Genomic DNA, 17,146 nt, shown 5'->3' on the forward strand with positions numbered 1-17,146 from the left:
TCTTGCCTGACGAAAGTATTACGTATGAGGTTGGGGCTTTCAATGTCGGCGCACCCCATATTTTAGCGATGACGCCTGCCGATGGCACAAGGTCTAAGCAAGTCGGCATGCTTAGCTCAATCACGGTGGCGAAACGGTGAGTCCGTTAAGAACACCACAGATCCGCCGAGGGCTGCGCTGATACGGAGCTTGCCATGTCGATGAAAATGCATGTCGCCGAGGGGAAGCCCGGCCAACTCGCCACGACCCATCAGCATTATTTCATCGAGCGGCCGTGCCGGATCCTCGTCATCGGCCAGCACCTGAAGGCCAAGACCAAGTACCAATGCCTGCTGCGCCATATCTCGGTTGCCGGCGCGATGTTGGATTTCAACGCGGCGATCCTGATACCGAAACACTTTTTCCTCGAGATAGAAGGGTTCAAAGAGGAAATCGGGTGTTCGCAGGTCCATCGCGAAGGCACGGAACTCGGGGTGCGGTTCAACATGCTGCTTTCGGCCGACTTCCTGAGACGCCTGATCCGCATCCAGTTTTCCAGCGGCGGTCTTTGAACCTCCAATCCAGGCAACGCCGACATTAGATTTTTAGTGATCGATTTCAGGGGATTGCAAGTTTCTTCTGCAAAACTGATTCTAGCATCGGTGGAAATCGCCCACCGATATGATGTGGGACAAATGAATTGTCCGGGGTCTTGGCATGCGGTCAGAGGTTGATCGCGCCGTCCGACCCGGCACTGGCGGAGACAGACGCATGCAGAACCAGACGATGTATTCCTGCGTCCCCTCGCCTTTTTACGAGCGGCGCTACGAGCGTTTCTCCATCGGCCATGCGGGCACGCTGACTGCCGTGCAGCCGGGGCTCGGAAGCGTCTCGGTCCGCTCCTGCCGGATGATCGACATATCGCGCGGCGGCGCCAGCTTTGCCGTCGACACCAATATCGGCCTGCCGCAACACTATTATCTGCACATCGTCGGCACGTCGCTTCGTATCGGCTGCGCCGAGGTCTATCGGAACGGCGAGCGCATCGGCGTGCAGTTCATCAAGCCGATCGAGCAGACCTTGCTGCGCGAAATCATCCGACAGGAATTCTTCACCGGGCAAGTGAAGAACGCCAAGCCGCGGCGATAGGCCGACGCCGACTGCAAGGCGAAAGGCCGCGGATTCCGGCAGCTTTTCTTTCGGCAACGATTCCGCTTTGACGAAGCATGCGATAAGTTCTCCGTTACGTCATTCGAACGGGGCCTTATCTTCAGCATGTCCGCATTCTCTCGCTTCACGCCGCTCATCCAATCCCTTCCATCCACCATCCCCTTCGTCGGGCCGGAGGCGATCGAACGCCAGCGCGGGCGCGCGATCGCGGCGCGCATAGGCGCCAATGAAAGCGGCTTCGGTCCGGCCGAGAGCGTGCTTTCGGCGATGCGGGAAGCGGCGAGCGGGACCTGGAAATATGCCGACCCTGAGAATCACGATCTGAAACAGGCGCTCGCAGCCCATCTCGGAACCAGTCCGGCCAATCTCGCGATCGGCGAAGGCATCGACGGGCTGCTCGGCCAGATCGTCCGCATGGTCATCGAGCCGAGCATGCCGGTCGTCACCTCGCTTGGCGCCTACCCCACCTTCAACTACCACGTCGTCGGCCATGGCGGCCGGCTCGTCACCGTGCCCTATGCGAGCGACCGGGAAGACCTCGACGGATTGCTGGCAGCTGTGAAGCAGGAAAATGCGCCGCTCGTCTATTTCGCCAATCCCGACAATCCGATGGGAAGCTGGTGGTCGGCCGAACGCATTGTTGAATTTGCTAGGGCCCTGCCCGAGACGACGCTCTTCATTCTCGATGAAGCCTATTGCGAAACCGCGCCGGCGGATGCGCTGCCGCCGATCGACGCCCTGATCGAGATGCCGAACGTGGTGCGCACGCGCACGTTCTCGAAGGCCTACGGGCTTGCGGGTTCGCGCGTCGGCTATGTGATCAGCACGCCGGGCACGGCCCAGGCTTTCGACAAGATCCGCAACCATTTCGGCATGAACCGGATCGGTGTCGCTGCGGCGATCGCAGCGCTTGCGGACCAGGTGTATCTGAAGGAAGTGACGGCCAAGATTGCAGAGTCGCGGCAGCGTATCGCCGCCATCGCCACGCAAAATGGCCTTGCGCCGCTCGTCTCGGCCACCAACTTCGTGGCTGTCGATTGCGGCAGGGACGCGGTCTATGCCCGCGCGATCGTCGATACCTTGATGAGCGACCACGGCATCTTCATAAGGATGCCCGGGGTCGCGCCGCTCAATCGCTGCATCCGGATCAGCACCGGACCAGAGACGGAGATGGCCCTGCTCGAAGCGGCCATGCCCGCGGTTCTGAAGAAACTCGCCTGACGCCTTTTCTCAAGGCCCAGCTTGCGGCGCCGTCGGGCGCCGCCTGTCCGATCAGTGGACCGTCATCCATTCGCGAGCGGCGCGCAGTGCTGCTGCGAGATCCGGCTTGCTCATCGTCATCGCCAGGTCGGCGCGCAGATCGACGGCGCGGTCGCACCCCTTGATCGCCGCGATGTTCAGCCACTTGTGGGCGGCGACGAGATCGACCGGGCGTCCGTGGCCGGTCGCATAGGCCAGACCCATGTCGCAAAAGGTTTCCGCCTGGTTGTCACCACCCATCGCGGCATCCGAAGCAATCTGCATATCAAAGCGTGCCATTGTCGTGTCCCTGTCTTGCCTGGTTGGTTTTCCGAAGCGGCCCGCCTGTTTGGGGCGGACCATGCTCCAGATCAGCACTTGTTTTGGTCCCTGTTCGACCTTGCCTCTTTGCGGGCCTTTCCGAAGCGCTCCGTCTTTTTGCGGTGTCGTCCTCGGTGGATTTTCGGAGCGTTTCGTTCCGCTCGTCTTATGGCTTCACTATGCCTGACGGGCTTCAATGGGCGCTTAAAATGCATGCTTAATTTGCGACAAACAAAGTTCAAACGCTTGGTAAAATTGAGTTTTTGTTAAACATCGGAAGGCCGGAAATCCGGCGCATTCGCCTCAAAATTTACGAAAAATTCAATCGACGATTTCAACCAAACGCTAACCACGAAAAGATCGGCGCCCGCGAAGTCCGCGCAATTCCTTGCGCAAGAAGCGCTTAAAACCGTCCAGGAAAAAGCGACGAAAGCCGCGATTCGGCTTGTTTACCTTTACGTGCGCGTAAGCTATCTTGCCCGCGGCGGTGAGGAGACTGCCTTTTCATACGAGGACATCTAGGGCTGTCGGCGAAGCGGACCACGCCGGCAGGCTCGATCTGGAGGACACGAATGCTACGCACATTGCTCATCGCCGCGACGCTGGCTCTCGGCATTGCCGGAACGGCCACGGCGGCGGAACCGATCTTAGGCAACTGGAAGACGGCGAGCGGCGCCACGGCGGAAATCGCCCCTTGCGGCGGCGCCTTCTGCATCACGCTGAAGACAGGCAAGCACGCCGGCAAGCGCATCGGCAATCTTTCGGGCGCCGACGGCAGCTATTCGGGCGAAATCACCGATCCGGATACCGACAAGACCTATAGCGGTTCCGGCGCGGTTAACGGCAATTCGCTGAAGATGAAGGGCTGCGTGCTGAAGGTGCTGTGCAAATCGCAGACCTGGACCCGTCTCTAATAGAACAGAGCGCGCGGCAGAAATCGCAGTCATGACGAATACGATGAAAGGGTAGCCGATGGCTGCCCTTTTTTCATGTGCGCAAAGGACCGAGGCTAGCCGCCCGTTTCTCCCGGGCACCGGCGCCGGGGTCGGCCACCTCTTGGTTCCATGGAAGTGCAACCGAAGATGAACGCCAGATGAACGGACATCTCAGCATCAATTCAGTTTGGGTATGCGAAAACACACTCAATCGATTTGAACCTGCCTCCAAACAACGGACAGAACCATGGATATCCTCGCTCGGCGCCTCACCATCATCAGCCTTCTGATGGTCGTTTTCGCTGTCTCTCTTGCCGCCGCGGTCAGCGCTGACACCGAACGTCGCCGCAGCAATACCTATCTCGGTTCGCTGACCGATTGCACCGTTCACACGGCACAGTACTGCCAGGCCAAGCTCTAACGCAGCCAGGCGGGCTAAGTTCCAGAGCCCCAACCGAAACCGATCACTTCGTGGTCTGATGGAGAGACGAACATGCTGGCAGCACTTTCGACTTCGGCCTTTCTGTCGCTGCGCGTCCTGGCGCTCGCAAGCCTGCTGATGGCGCCGGTCGGGGCGCTCGCCTATTCCAAGGCCAGCGGCACCGGCATCGGCAAGCAGGGCGCGGGCCTTGTCCTCTTCGTCACCCTGCAGCGCCAGGCCATGACCTGACGGAACGCTATGGATCGGAACCACGAGCTGTAAAGGGCGCGCATCGCGCCCTTTTGTTTTGGCCGGCTTGCGCATCCGCGCGCCGCTTACCTATCCTTGGGTCTCCAGAGGATTCGTTACAGCCAAGGCCACCAGACCCGAACCGATGCCCGCCTATCTCATCTACGCCCTCGCCGCCCTTGCCGAAATCGCCGGCTGCTTTGCCTTCTGGGCCTGGCTGAAGCTCGACAAGTCTGCCCTCTGGCTCGCTCCCGGCATAGTGTCGCTGGCGCTCTTTGCCTGGCTGCTCACATTGATCGACAGCGAGGCTGCCGGCCGCGCCTATGCGGCCTATGGCGGCGTCTATATCGCCGCGTCGCTGCTCTGGCTCTGGCTGGCGGAAGGCGTCAGGCCGGACCGCTGGGATCTCACCGGCATGGCGGTCGCGCTGATCGGCAGTGCGATCATCCTCGCCGGACCGCGTTGAGCGACGACCCCCAAGTCGCCTCGCGGTTGTGGGTGCTGCCATCTTGTCGTTTGCTTGTCAGAAGCCGCAGCCTATAATGCGACATGAACAAGCGAATCTCTGCACACTCCGTCCTTTCCACAGCAACGCCCGAGCCTTTCGAGCCGCAGTACTTCGATGATCCTGCGGCCGCCGTCGATTGCCTCGAGGCGCTTTACGAACGCAATACCCGGTTCCTCTGCGACGCGTTCGAGGAGCTGGGCAAGGGCGGCAAGCCGCTGACCCGTTATCGCGCCTGCTACCCGCAGGTCAGCATCGAGACGAGCAGCTTTGGCCATGTCGATTCCCGTCTTTCCTATGGTTATGTCAGTGCGCCCGGCGTCTATACGACGACGATCACCCGGCCAAAACTCTTCCGGCACTATCTGAAAGAGCAACTTGGGCTGCTGACCCGCAATCATGGTCTCGGCGTCACCGTTTCGGAATCGGCCACTCCGATCCCGCTGCATTTCGCCTTCGGCGAAAGCGCCTATGTCGAGGCATCAGCCGCCAACGCTATCGACATCCCCTTGCGCGACCTGTTCGATGCACCCGACCTGACGACAACGGACGACGAAATCGCCAACGGCTCCTACGAGCCGGGTCCGGGCGAGCCGTCACCGCTCGCGCCGTTCACCGCGCAGCGTATCGACTATTCGCTGGCGCGGCTCAGCCACTACACGGCAACGAGCGCCAATCACTTCCAGAACTTCGTGCTTTTCACCAACTACCAGTTCTACGTCGACGAGTTCTGCGCCTGGGCCCGGCAGCAGATGGCAGAAGGCGGCAACGGCTACACCGCCTTCGTCGAGCCCGGCAATATCGTGACACCCGCCGGTGCCAGCAAACCGGAAACGGACTTCACCCTCCCCCGGCTGCCGCAGATGCCGGCCTATCACCTGAAGAAGAAGGGCCACGGCGGCATCACGATGGTCAATATCGGCGTCGGTCCGTCCAACGCCAAGACGATCACCGACCATATCGCCGTGCTGCGCCCGCACGTTTGGCTGATGCTCGGCCACTGCGCCGGCTTGCGCAACAGCCAGCGGCTCGGCGACTACGTGCTTGCCCATGCCTATATGCGTGAGGATCACGTGCTCGACGACGACCTGCCGGTCTGGATCCCGCTGCCGGCGCTTGCAGAAGTGCAAGTGGCGCTGCAGGACGCCGTGGCGGAAGTAACCGGTTATCGCGACTACGATCTCAAGCAGATCATGCGCACGGGAACCGTCGCCACCATCGACAACCGCAACTGGGAGCTTCGCGACCAGCGCGGCCCGGTCAAGCGGCTGTCGCAGGCGCGCGCCATTGCGCTCGACATGGAATCGGCGACGATCGCCGCCAACGGCTTCCGCTTCCGCGTGCCCTATGGAACGCTGCTGTGCGTCTCCGACAAGCCGCTGCACGGCGAACTGAAGCTGCCGGGCATGGCGACGGCCTTCTACAAGACGCAGGTCAGCCAGCATTTGAAGATCGGCATCCTGGCGCTGCAGAAGCTCGCGGCGATGCCACCGGAAAAGCTGCATTCCCGCAAGCTCAGAAGCTTCTACGAAACCTCGTTCCAGTAGAGGCCGGAACGTCGCCAGGACATTGCCCCCACGGCATGACGCTCTAGCGACGTTTTCCCAAAACCATCGACAACAGCGTGCCCGCGACCGCGGACACGATAATCAGAAGATGCGCGTTGACGCCGGCAGTCGCCAGCAGTTCAAGGCCCGCCCGACCGGCGGGGGCGCCGAAGGAAACGGCGCCGGCCGCAATCGCCGCCGGATAGGTGCCGACGCCGGCCGGCGCATGCATCGGCAGCACCGACGAGAGCTCGCCTCCGAGCGCGCCGCCAAAACTGGCCGCAATCGGCGCAACCCCCATGAACGCCAGCACCCAGGCGAGCACGATCACCTTGACCGCCCAGTTGAGGATGGTCATGCCCCAGGCGCGAAGGAAGGCAGCCACGGTGCCCGGCAGGCCCGCCTCCAATTCCTCGACGACCGGCTCAAGCTTTGCCGGCAGAAGCCGGCGCGCCAGCGCGATCGCATGGTCCTTCAAGAGAAAAAAGAGAAACGGCGAGACGAGCGCTGCAAACCAGACGAGCCAGAGCGCGGCCGACCCTCTGCCGAAGACCAAGCCGACGACGGCAACGACCAGGAGCGCATGCAGGTCGAGCAGGCGCATGACCAGAAGGGCGGCCGTGCCCCTGGCGAGCGGGACGGAAAACTCCGAACGCATCAGCAACGGAAAGCTGGTCTCGCCGGCCCGAAACGGCAGCATGATGTTCAGGAGATTGTGGACCTGGGTGACGCGAAAGAGCGGCAGGAAGCGCCCCGACGTTTCGTTCGGGAAGTAATCGTAGATGCGATAGCAGCGGATGAAGTAGGTCGCGATGAGCAGCAAGAGGGCCGCAGACGCGGCACCAAGGCCGATTTCGGACCATTGGCGCAAGAGTGCCGGCCAGCCCCAGAACCATTCGACGAAGGCCGCGTAGGCCGCAATGGCGCCCGCCGACAGCAATGTCATCCGGTTGCGGACGAACCAGGATCGCCGGTCAGGCTCGCAATCCGATGTCATCAGGCCTCGATTTCCCGTGTTGAAGGGCAAGATTGAACGTTGGTTATCACCGATATCTGTGCAAGAAAATGTTTATGTAAGCACAGTCCAATTCTTGCGGCAGCGCGAGCGCCGTATGTATGAGCGGTTCCCATGCATTCCATAGAGCTATCCGTCGTCATTCCCGTATTCAACGAAGAAGACAGCATTCAGCCGCTGATTACGCGGGTCCGCGATGCACTGACGAATTTTCCGTCTCCTTGGGAACTGATCCTTGTCGACGACGGCAGCACCGATCGAACGCTCGTGAATGCAAGAAAGGCGCTTTCCGATCCCGGCATCGACCTCAAGATCGTTGAGCTGCAGAAGAACTTCGGACAGACGGCAGCGATGCAGGCCGGCATCGACGCTGCCGCCGGCCGCCTGATCGCCACGCTCGACGGCGACCTGCAGAACGACCCTGCCGATATTCCCGAGATGGTCACCGCGATCGAGGAGCGTCAACTCGACCTGCTCGTCGGCTGGCGAAAGAACCGACAGGATGGCCTGTTCCTTCGGAAAATCCCGTCCTGGTGCGCCAACCGCCTGATCGGCAAGATCACCGGCGTCCGGCTTCACGACTATGGCTGCAGCCTGAAGGTCTATCGCGCGTCGATCATCAAGCAGGTGAAGCTGATGGGCGAAATGCACCGCTTTATCCCCGCCTGGGTCGCAGGCGTCGTGCCGAGCAGCCGCATCGGCGAAATGCCCGTTACCCACCACGCGCGGCAGCATGGCCAGTCCAAATACGGGATCTCCAGAACCTTCCGGGTGATTCTCGATCTCCTGTCGGTGCTGTTCTTCATGCGCTACAAGGCGCGTCCGGGCCACTTCTTCGGTTCGATCGGGCTTGCGGCGGGCGCACTCAGCGGCCTGATTCTGCTCTATCTCGGCTTCGACAAGTTCGTGCTCGGCAACGATATCGGAACCCGGCCGATGCTGATCGTCGGGGTGATGTTGTTCCTCTCGTCCGTACAGCTCATCACCACAGGCATTCTCGCGGAGATGATGGCGCGCACCTATTTCAGCGACGACGGCACGACGAGCTATATCGTCCGGCAGGTCTTCGTGCGGGACCAGACAGATGCTTGAGGCCGTCAACCGCCGTCCAAACCTGGTCCTTGCGCTGATTGCGGGCTACTTCCTGCTGTGCATCGCACTCAGGCTTTCCGCCTCGACGTCGCTCGAGATCGACGAATCCGAGCAGGCCTATGTCTCGCAGTTCCTGATGCTCGGCTACGGTTCGCAACCGCCTTTCTACAACTGGCTGCAATACGGGCTGACCTCGCTGTTTGGCCCGTCGGTGGCCACGATGACCGTGCTTAAGAACGGTCTGCTTTTCCTCAGTTGTCTCTTCTTCGGCCTCGCGTCCCGTGAGGTCCTCGGCGACCGGCGCCTGGCAGCCATCGCGACAATGGGCGTCCTCGCGCTCCCGCCGATCTTCCTGCTTGCCCAGCGTGACCTCTCGCACACGGTCGCCGCGCTATTTGCCGTTTCGTTGTTCCTCTATGCCTTCCTGCGGACGATGAACCGACCGACCCTGTTTGCCTATGCACTGACAGGCGTAGCCGTCGGGATCGGCGTCATTTCAAAGTACAATTTCGTGATCGTTCCGGTGGCCGCGATCGTCGCGATCCTGCCTGAGCCGAAACTTCGCACCCGGCTGTTCGACTGGCGCATCCTTGTCGCAATCGCGGTCTGCACGCTGATTGCCCTGCCGCACGGCTACTGGGTCCTGCAAAATATCGGCGCCGCGTCGAGCAACACCTTCAAGGAAATGGGAACGGGGCAGGAAGCCGGTTTCGTGTCGAAGGCGTTCAAGGCGATTGTCGCGCTCGTTGCCTCGACGCTTCGCGGCTCAGGCATCATCCTCGTCGTCTTCGCCCTCGTGTTTCGCAAGGACCTGCCGGCGATCTGGCGCGCCGACAGCCTCTGGGCCCGGGTCGTCGGGCGCATGCTGGTGCTCTGTCTCGGCGCCGTTCTCATCATCATGCTGGTCGCCGGCGCCACCCATATGCGGGAAAAGTGGCTGGTGCTCTTCCTCGCCCTGCTGCCGCTCTATCTGGCTCTCAAGGTCCAGGCGTCCGGCGTCGATACCATGCGCAGCGTCCGGCCCGTCGCCCTCCTTATCGGCTTCGTCATCGTGACGACGCTGGTCGTGGTGTCGACCCGCGCCGTCGTGCGGCCCTGGTTCGGCAAGGTTTCGAGATTGAGCATTCCCTACAGCACCCTCGTCGACACCGTCGTTCAGCAGCATGGACGCGAACCGACGATGGTTCTGGCCACCAACAAGCAGGTGGCCGGCAACCTGCGAACACGCCTGCACGGCGCCAAGGTTTACGTGCCCGGCAACAACAGCAGCCCGGCGATCGATCAGCTGGCCGGGCCGCTTCTTGTCGTCTGGACCAATGGCGGCAAGGCCGATGCAGCGCCACCGGCGCCACTCGTCGATGTCCTCAAATCCTTCGGCGTGCCGGAAGCGCAAATACAGCCGCAGCAACTCGCTTTGCCCTATCTGCACGGCAAGCTCGAGGATCGCTACAGTTTCGGCTACTTCTGGATCGACGATCCGTCGCGATCCGCGCCGACGAGCAGCTTGAGCTCGCCGGGGTGAATGCGAAGCGCGACGTCTCGGCCCATGGGCAGAAGCTCACCGTCGATGACGCAGTTGATCTTGCGCTCGACCTTCGGGAAATGCAGGTCGAGTGCGTGGCCGTTCATGGCCGTGATCAGCGGGCTGTCGCGAAATTTGCCGCGCATCACATCGAGGGCGAGCTTGGCGACACCCGGCGGGCTTAAGGGCGGCGCCGTGTAAAAGCCGAGATGACCGGCAGTCACGTCGTCGGCATACATCAGGGTATCGCGGCCGAACGGATTGTTGGAGACCGAGACCGCAGACACATGGCGGCTTTCCTTGTGACCGTCGACGTCGAACTCGATCTCGAAATCCGGAGGGTTGAGAATCACCCCGACCGCAGCGCGGGTGCTGGCCGCGATCTTTCCCGCCCTTGAGCGAAAGCTGTAGGATTCGCGGTAGCGCACCATGCGCGCATGCAGCCCCATGGAGAACTGGTGCACGAAGGCGCGGCCATCGGCGCTGCCGATGTCACCGTCGATGATCACGCCATTTGCCAGCACTTCCGGCACTTTCCAGATATCGAGCGGCAGTTTCAGCGTGCGGGCAAAGAGGTTCATCGTTCCGGCGGGAACGACGCCGAGCGGCATGCGGTTCTTCCAAGCGACGCCGGCGGCGGCCGAGATCGTGCCGTCGCCTCCACCGGCAAGAATGGCATCGAGGTCGTCTCGGCGGCAGGTCCGCTCCAAAGCCTCTTGCATTTCGCTTCCGGAAACCGCCGCAATCTCGATCTGGTGGCCCGCGGCCTGGAAGACTTCCTCGACCTTCTGGCCATAGGCGGTCATGTCCGTCGTGCGGAACGTTCCGCCGTCGCGATTGAAGATTGCCTTGATTTTCATGAACGGCTCGTCGGCTCCATTGCCGCGGCAATGCGGCTCACCGCGATCAGATAAGCGCGATTGCGGCCAATTCCAGAACCTTACCGAAACTTAACGGGAGCGCCGGACCCTTCACGCGCTCCATCACGGCCGGAAAAACAGAAGCGAAGTGTCACGGCAGCGCAGCGATCAACGCGGCTCCGGCAGCTTCAGCGGCCCGCCTGTCTTGATCGAGCGGATCGCGAAATTGGACCGGATGTCGGTGACGCCGGGCAAGGCCAGCAACGTCTCGGTCAAGAGCTTCTCGTAGGCGGGCAGATCCTCGACGACGACCTCGGCGAGGAAATCGGCATTGCCGGAGATCAGAAAGCAGGACACCACCTCGGGGATGGCGAGCAGCGCCTCCTGTTGCTGCTGTGCGCTCTCGCGGCTATGGCGCCCGACCTTGATTTCGACGAAGACCGTCAATCCGAGACCGGCTTCCTTGCGATCGATGTCGGCCCTGTAGCCGCGCAGAATGCCGGATTTTTCCAGGTTGCGGATGCGCCGCAGGCAGGGCGACGGCGAAAGATTGACCTTCTCGGCAATCTCGACGTTCGTTGCGCGCGCGTCCTCCTGAAGGATCCTAAGGATGGCGAGATCGAATTTATCGAGACTTGGCATTTTTACAAACTTCAGATGTTGTTATTGGCACATTGTTGCTGACAGTAGTCTATTTCAGGCACAAATCGCAAGGACATGCCCCGCCGTCCGGGCGTAATCTTCCTTCCAGACCCCAAAGCCTCTCAGGTATCCAATTCGGGAAGGAAATTCAAATGGTTGCGCTCGCTCTCGATCGCGGCAATACGACGCCTGTCGCCACCGGCTATGCCGGTGCGTTCATAACCGTCCTCATCTGGGCGGGCTGGATACTGGCGACCCGCCATTCCGCCGGCACCGCGCTTGGCACGATCGATCTCGGCCTGATCCGCTACGGCGTGCCGGCGCTGCTGCTTGCCCCGGTCTGGCTGAAGACCGGGCTGCTGCCGCGCAAGCTGCCGGTCCTGTTGCTGGTTCTCATGATCGCCGGCTCGGGCGCCCTGTTCTTCCAGGTCTCCGCCTTTGCAATCCACTCCGTTCCAGCCTCCTCGGTCGGCGTTCTGCTCGGCGGTTCGATGCCGCTTGCGACCGCCCTCATCGGCATCACGGTCTTTGGCGAGCGACCGGACCGGATGCGCGTGCTCGGCTTTGCCGCGATCCTTGCCGGCGTCGCCATCCTCCTGACGCGCAGCCTCGGCAGCGCGGCATCGACCGGCTGGAGCGGATACGCGCTGCTGCCGGCGGCTGCCACCCTCTGGGCGATCTATACCCATGCCTTTCGCCGCTCCGACCTCAGCCCGCTGCAGGGAAGCGCCCTGATCGCCATCTGGTCGTTCCTGATCCATCTGGGACTCGCCGCCTGCTTCGGAACCACCCTCGCCGGCGTTCCGCTCCAGGAGATCGCCCTGCAGGTCACCAGCCAGGGCATCCTGTCCGGCCTCGTCGCCATGGTAGCCTACGGCTTTGCCGTGAAGAGCCTCGGCGGCACGCAGGCTGCCGCCTTCACGGCGCTGACACCGGTTCTGGCGATGATCGGCGGCGCCATCCTGCTCGGCGAACAGATCGGCCCCTTCGAGATCCTCGCCGCCGTCGTCACCGCAACCGGCGTCGCACTTTCGACCGGCATCCTCTCCGCCCGCAACTGAGAGCCTGGAAGTCTCCCGAAATGACAAAGGCCCCGGCGCTCTTCGCGTCCGGGGCCTTCCTTTTTCTTCCGATCGCCAAGGCTCAGCCGTGGATGATTTCGCGATGCTTCTGCAGCCGATGGCCATAGGCCTGGCTGACGCGGTCAAAGATGATGGCAATGCCGACGATCGCCATCCCGTTGAAGATGCCGAGCGTGAAGTACTGGTTGGCAATCGCCTTCAGCACAGGCTGACCGAGGCCTTGAACGCCGATCATCGAGGCGATGACCACCATGGCGAGCGCCATCATGATCGTCTGGTTGATGCCGGCCATGATCGTCGGCAAGGCGAGCGGCATCTGCACGTTCTTGAGCTTCTGCCACCCCGACGAACCGAAGGCATCTGCCGCCTCCAGCACGTCCTTGTCGACGAGGCGAATGCCAAGGTTCGTCAGGCGGATCATCGGCGGGATCGCGTAAATGACAACGGCAATCAGCCCCGGCACCTTGCCGATGCCGAGCAGCATCACGACGGGGATCAGATAGACGAAACTCGGCATCGTCTGCATGACGTCGAGGATCGGGTTGACGATGTTCTGGAACCGGTCCGAACGGGACATGACGATGCCGATCGGGATGCCGATGGCGATCGACAGCACGGTACAGACGAAGATCATCGAGACCGTCTTCATCGTGTCGTCCCACATGTCGAAGTAGCCGATCAAAAGCAGCGTGCCGATGCAGCCGGCGACGATCTTCCAGTTGCGGCTCGCAACCCAGGCGATGAAAGCGATCAAGATCAGAATGATCGGCCAGGGCGTCTTCGTCATGAAGCGCTCCGACTGGATGAGAAAGAACTGCAAGGGCTCGAAGAAGCCTTCGATCGCGTCGCCATAGGCGCGCGTGAAGCCGCGAAATCCCTCGTCGATCGCCTTTTTCAGGGCTCTCAGGCTCTCGTCATCCATGTGTGGAAACTGGGTCAACCAGTCCATTCCATTTCCCCTTCAGATTTCGCCGGCCGCGATTGTTGTTTTGCCTTTGCCGGACCTCGAACGAAGAGGCGGCGCATATTACTGCGCCGCCCGCTGGCTATGACCGTCGCGATCAGAGCGCGGCCTTCACCTTTTCGACAACCTCGGGCGAAACCCACGGGGTCCAGATATCGGGGTTTTCCTGCAGGAAGTGCTTGGCGCCCTCCTCGCCGCTCGCCTGGTTGTCGGTCATCCAGGCCATCAGCTTGTTGACCGTATCGTTGGTCCAGGCGCGCTTGTTGAGATAGTCCATCGCCGGGCCAGCACGATCGGCGAAGCCCTTGGTTACGAGCGTCTGGACCTTGTCCTTCGGCCAGTCGTTCTTCTTCGGATCCGGGCAGTCGGCGACCGTGTTGCAGCGCTTCCATTCGGCCGCATCGGCGGCCACGCCATGTTCGAGCTTCACCATCTCGTACTTGCCGAGAAGAGCCGTCGGCGCCCAGTAGTAGCCGACCCAGCCCTGCTTGCGCTCATAAGCCTTGGCGATCGAGCCATCGAGGCCTGCGGCCGAACCGGTATCGACCAGCGTGAAGCCAGCCGCTTCGCCGCCATAGGCCTTGTAGAGCTGCGTCGTCACGACCGTGCCGCCCCAGCCCTGCGGGCCGTTGAAGACGGCGCCCTTGCTGGCATCTTCCGGATCCGGGAACAGTTCCTTGTGCTTCAGGGCGTCATCGATCGTCTTGATGTCGGGATTGGCGTCGACGATGTATTTCGGCACCCACCAGCCCTGCACGGCGCCATCGGAGAGCGCGATCGCCGCGCCGACGAGCTTGCCTTCCTCAAGACCGCGATTGACGACGTCGGGAAGCAGGTCGACCCAGCCTTCCGGTGCGACATCCGGCTGTCCCTTTTCGATCATCGAGGTGATCGTCGGCACTGTGTCGCCAACCACCAGTTCGGCATTGCAGCCGTAGCCTTCCGTCAGGATGATCTTGTCGACACTCGCCAGCACCTCGGCGCTTTGCCAGTTCATGTTGGCGATCGTCACGTCGCCGCATTCGGCGGCCGAAGCTGCGCCGGCGAGGCCGAGGAGGCCTGCGGCCAGGCAAGTCGTTGCAAGAAGCTTCTTCATTTCCGTTCCCTTGTTTTGGCGGTGCATCCCGTCGCACTGCCGATCTCACCGCGGGGATCGACAGCGTCACAGGGCTCGGTCCAACTCGAAACAACAGGGACCGAACGGCCTGCAGATCCGTCGGCGTCAAGCCGATGACACCATGAAAGCTAACGGGCTTTTCCGGCAAGGACTTTCCCATTTGCGTCAACGAGTGCCTTTCCTAATATTTGCGCATCGTCGAAGTGCGCGTCAGGACGTTTTGCTGCGCCGGTAATAGCGCGACACGCGCACCCGGTTTCCGCAACGCGCCGCCGAGCACCAACGCCGCCGGGCATTGTTGCCGACAAACAGCATGACGCAATCCTCGGCCTCGCATTTGCGGATCTGCTGGCCTCCCGGCCCAGCCAACAGCTCCGCTGCGTCCTGCGCAAGGAAGGCCGCTAGGCGCACCGCCGCAGACCCTTCTCTCTGACTTTTGAGCAAGGGCGGATCGCCCCATTCAAGTCGTTGAACCGCAGGCGCGGCGCGCATCGCCGCGTTCAGCCCTTCGACCGCTGCAGCGGGCAGACCAAGCCCGCGCATCCGGTGATCGAGCGCCATCGCCAGACTGTCGCGAACGGCGTGGATATGCCCCAGATCCTTGACAGAGATCGAAACGAGGTCGCTCGGGTTCACCTCGGACAGACGGTCCTTTTCCAGTTCCAGCCAAGCCCGGAGCCCTTTGCCATCGGCGATCAGATCGACGGCCCCTGCCGAGACCCGGGGCCGTGTGTTCACGAGATCGAGGGCCAAGGGCTCTCCCACGAACGGCGTCACCTCCATGTCGACCTCCTTTCTAACACCTATTTTTACAATTGACACATTAGGCAAGCGAGTGCAATTCTAATGCATAAGTATCGCTAAAAGGAATGTTACATGCCTGCTCTCCGCATTCCGGTCATCCGCCACCGTTTCATCGAAATCGATGGGATCCGCCTGTTTTATCGGGAGAGCGTGCCGCATGACGCGGGCACCGACACGCCGACCATCCTGTTGCTGCACGGCTTTCCATCCTCGTCCCACCAATATCGCCGCCTGATGGACGCGCTCGGCAGCGACTACCGATTGGTCGCGCCCGATTATCCCGGCTTCGGCCATAGCGACGCGCCGGCGTCCACCTCGTCGGGTGGCAACTTCACCTACAGCTTCGACCGGCTGGCGGATCTCATGGAGGGGTTTGTCGACGCCCTGAAGATCGACCGCCTCCTGCTTTACGTCTTCGACTTCGGGGCGCCTGTGGGCTTCCGGCTGGCCGCGCGCCGGCCGGAACTGATTGCCGGCCTGATCGTGCAGAACGGCAACGCCTATCACGAAGGTCTGTCGGAGGCCGCCCGGAGCTTCATCGCACTGACGCCGGACGATCCGGATGCCGGCGAAAAGATCGAGCAACTGCTGACGCTGCAGATGACGCGCGCCCAGTACGAAGGCGGCACGAGCGATCCCGAGCGGGTCGCTCCCGACGGCTGGACGATGGACCAGCATTTCCTCGATCTTCCGGAACGACGCCAGCCGCAGCACGACCTGTTCTTCGACTACAAGAGCAACCTTGCGCGCTATGTCGAGTGGCAGACCTGGCTCCGGCGCGATCGCCCGCCAGTGCTCATCACCTGGGGACGCAACGATCCCTTTTTCACCGAGCCCGGCGCGCGGGCATTTCTGGGTGATGTGCCCGAGGCTGAACTGCATCTCTTCGATACGGGCCACTTCGCCCTGGAAGAATTTTTGCCCGAAATCGCGCCGTTGATCGCCGATTTCGTCGACAGGGTATGGATGGAATAGAAAAGACCTGTCGACATCACATTCGGCACATTTTCTAATCGCTCGCTGCGTCGCAATTTGCGGCCCATGCCAGAATAGCCACTTTTCGTCAGGCGCTTGATCGTGCCTAGCGGCGGACGACCATTACGCGCAGGCGTTCCAGCAGATCTGGATTTACTTTTCACCAGATATTCTCTGCAATCATTCCGGGCGATAGAGAAAATAGACCTATTTCTTGGGCCCCTAATATGATCTCTCGCGAATTTGTTATTGCGATTCACTATATCCCAATGTTGGTCGCAATTTTTGTGTGGTCCAACCTGGTCAATCGACGATCGGTCTTGTCAATTTGCGGCGACATCGTCGGGATATTCGGCATTATATTTTCGATTATACTAATTAATTCCTATTACTCGAGAGTCGACCCCAGCGTCGGGGGCTCACTCGAATGGTTTCTGATTTTCTCCATGCTCACCTTCGGGCTGCTGCCGCTGACAACCGTGACCCTGTGCGTCTTTGCCGGACGACTTATGGGCAGAGCGATCAGTCACTGCATCAAACGGCTGCGCAACCGTGCATCGCCCCGATAGTCAGCGCCAGATCTCTATCAACACCAAGGCGCTTTGCGGCCCATCACATGTTCGGGTAGACCGGGCCTTCGCCGCCTTGGGGCGGTACCCAGTTGATGTTCTGGTTCGGGTCCTTGATGTCGCAGGTCTTGCAGTGCA

At 61.4% G+C, this 17,146-nt stretch carries 20 protein-coding genes; 12 read left to right on the forward strand and 8 right to left on the reverse strand.

Annotation, left to right across the window (positions count from 1 at the left end):
• Positions 1-194 precede the first annotated feature (194 nt).
• The 3 genes from M2267_RS16215 (at position 195) to M2267_RS16225 (ending at position 2,370) form a co-directional block, all read left to right on the forward strand.
• Positions 195-551: a hypothetical protein gene (locus tag M2267_RS16215; RefSeq protein ID WP_402323047.1), complete on the forward strand. Its 357-nt coding sequence runs from the start codon at positions 195-197 to the stop codon at positions 549-551.
• A gap of 199 nt (positions 552-750) precedes the next feature.
• Positions 751-1,128, forward strand: a complete 378-nt coding sequence (locus M2267_RS16220; protein ID WP_043611195.1) for a PilZ domain-containing protein — start codon at positions 751-753, stop codon at positions 1,126-1,128.
• Positions 1,129-1,254: 126 nt separating this feature from the next.
• Complete coding sequence (locus M2267_RS16225) at positions 1,255-2,370, forward strand: pyridoxal phosphate-dependent aminotransferase (protein ID WP_429115444.1); 1,116 nt, start codon at positions 1,255-1,257, stop codon at positions 2,368-2,370.
• 51 nt (positions 2,371-2,421) lie between these two features.
• On the opposite strand, the gene M2267_RS16230 is transcribed toward M2267_RS16225, so the two are convergent.
• Positions 2,422-2,688, reverse strand: a complete 267-nt coding sequence (locus M2267_RS16230) for a sel1 repeat family protein (protein WP_043611192.1) — start codon at positions 2,686-2,688, stop codon at positions 2,422-2,424.
• Between the two features lie 593 nt (positions 2,689-3,281).
• Here M2267_RS16230 and M2267_RS16235 point away from each other — a divergent pair.
• The 5 genes from M2267_RS16235 to M2267_RS16255 all read left to right on the forward strand — a co-directional run bounded on the left by M2267_RS16235 (position 3,282) and on the right by M2267_RS16255 (position 6,366).
• A complete protein-coding gene (locus M2267_RS16235) occupies positions 3,282-3,623 on the forward strand; it encodes a DUF2147 domain-containing protein (protein ID WP_402323049.1) in 342 nt (113 codons plus the stop codon).
• Between the two features lie 268 nt (positions 3,624-3,891).
• Entirely contained in the window at positions 3,892-4,065 is a 174-nt protein-coding gene (locus M2267_RS16240) for a hypothetical protein (protein WP_043611187.1), read from the forward strand.
• A 72-nt stretch (positions 4,066-4,137) separates the two neighbouring features.
• Positions 4,138-4,314, forward strand: coding sequence for a hypothetical protein (locus tag M2267_RS16245; RefSeq protein WP_162251053.1), 177 nt, complete (start codon positions 4,138-4,140; stop codon positions 4,312-4,314).
• A 145-nt stretch (positions 4,315-4,459) separates the two neighbouring features.
• Positions 4,460-4,780 (forward strand): YnfA family protein, encoded by a 321-nt coding sequence (locus M2267_RS16250; protein WP_429115447.1) that lies wholly within the window; start codon positions 4,460-4,462, stop codon positions 4,778-4,780.
• 83 nt (positions 4,781-4,863) lie between these two features.
• Complete coding sequence (locus tag M2267_RS16255) at positions 4,864-6,366, forward strand: AMP nucleosidase (RefSeq protein WP_043611184.1); 1,503 nt, start codon at positions 4,864-4,866, stop codon at positions 6,364-6,366.
• Between the two features lie 43 nt (positions 6,367-6,409).
• On the opposite strand, the gene M2267_RS16260 is transcribed toward M2267_RS16255, so the two are convergent.
• The gene (locus M2267_RS16260; RefSeq protein ID WP_429115449.1) at positions 6,410-7,363 is read right to left on the reverse strand and encodes a lysylphosphatidylglycerol synthase domain-containing protein; all 954 of its coding nucleotides are present in this window, start codon (positions 7,361-7,363) and stop codon (positions 6,410-6,412) included.
• Positions 7,364-7,495: 132 nt separating this feature from the next.
• On the opposite strand from M2267_RS16260, the gene M2267_RS16265 reads away from it, so the two are divergent.
• Both M2267_RS16265 and M2267_RS16270 read left to right on the forward strand, forming a co-directional pair.
• Positions 7,496-8,473 carry a glycosyltransferase family 2 protein gene (locus M2267_RS16265; RefSeq protein ID WP_192447434.1) on the forward strand — a complete coding sequence of 326 codons (978 nt, stop codon included), beginning with the start codon at positions 7,496-7,498 and terminating at the stop codon, positions 8,471-8,473.
• Positions 8,466-9,995, forward strand: a complete 1,530-nt coding sequence (locus tag M2267_RS16270; RefSeq protein WP_429115452.1) for an ArnT family glycosyltransferase — start codon at positions 8,466-8,468, stop codon at positions 9,993-9,995. The genes M2267_RS16265 and M2267_RS16270 overlap by 8 nt, the downstream gene beginning before the upstream one ends.
• On the opposite strand, the gene M2267_RS16275 is transcribed toward M2267_RS16270, so the two are convergent.
• Both M2267_RS16275 and M2267_RS16280 read right to left on the reverse strand, forming a co-directional pair.
• Positions 9,932-10,855 (reverse strand): diacylglycerol/lipid kinase family protein, encoded by a 924-nt coding sequence (locus M2267_RS16275; protein ID WP_429115453.1) that lies wholly within the window; start codon positions 10,853-10,855, stop codon positions 9,932-9,934. The genes M2267_RS16270 and M2267_RS16275 overlap by 64 nt on opposite strands.
• A 168-nt stretch (positions 10,856-11,023) precedes the next feature.
• Positions 11,024-11,497, reverse strand: a complete 474-nt coding sequence (locus M2267_RS16280; RefSeq protein WP_113189672.1) for an Lrp/AsnC family transcriptional regulator — start codon at positions 11,495-11,497, stop codon at positions 11,024-11,026.
• Between the two features lie 152 nt (positions 11,498-11,649).
• Between M2267_RS16280 and M2267_RS16285 the strand changes: the two genes are divergently transcribed.
• Positions 11,650-12,558, forward strand: coding sequence for a DMT family transporter (locus tag M2267_RS16285; protein ID WP_429115456.1), 909 nt, complete (start codon positions 11,650-11,652; stop codon positions 12,556-12,558).
• Positions 12,559-12,640: 82 nt separating this feature from the next.
• On the opposite strand, the gene M2267_RS16290 is transcribed toward M2267_RS16285, so the two are convergent.
• The 3 genes from M2267_RS16290 to M2267_RS16300 all read right to left on the reverse strand — a co-directional run bounded on the left by M2267_RS16290 (position 12,641) and on the right by M2267_RS16300 (position 15,443).
• Entirely contained in the window at positions 12,641-13,528 is an 888-nt protein-coding gene (locus M2267_RS16290; RefSeq protein ID WP_043611179.1) for an ABC transporter permease, read from the reverse strand.
• A gap of 112 nt (positions 13,529-13,640) precedes the next feature.
• Positions 13,641-14,639 (reverse strand): ABC transporter substrate-binding protein, encoded by a 999-nt coding sequence (locus M2267_RS16295; protein WP_043611198.1) that lies wholly within the window; start codon positions 14,637-14,639, stop codon positions 13,641-13,643.
• A 231-nt stretch (positions 14,640-14,870) separates the two neighbouring features.
• A complete protein-coding gene (locus tag M2267_RS16300; RefSeq protein WP_043611178.1) occupies positions 14,871-15,443 on the reverse strand; it encodes a CGNR zinc finger domain-containing protein in 573 nt (190 codons plus the stop codon).
• Positions 15,444-15,536: 93 nt separating this feature from the next.
• Between M2267_RS16300 and M2267_RS16305 the strand changes: the two genes are divergently transcribed.
• Positions 15,537-16,439, forward strand: coding sequence for an alpha/beta fold hydrolase (locus tag M2267_RS16305; RefSeq protein ID WP_429115459.1), 903 nt, complete (start codon positions 15,537-15,539; stop codon positions 16,437-16,439).
• 612 nt (positions 16,440-17,051) lie between these two features.
• Here the strand turns inward: M2267_RS16305 and M2267_RS16310 are convergent.
• Positions 17,052-17,146 (reverse strand): 4Fe-4S dicluster domain-containing protein (locus M2267_RS16310; protein ID WP_183857558.1); only part of this gene is annotated, 95 nt, incomplete at its 5' end.

The sequence above is a fragment of the Ensifer sp. KUDG1 genome (genome assembly GCF_050434285.1).
Lineage (GTDB): Bacteria > Pseudomonadota > Alphaproteobacteria > Rhizobiales > Rhizobiaceae > Ensifer.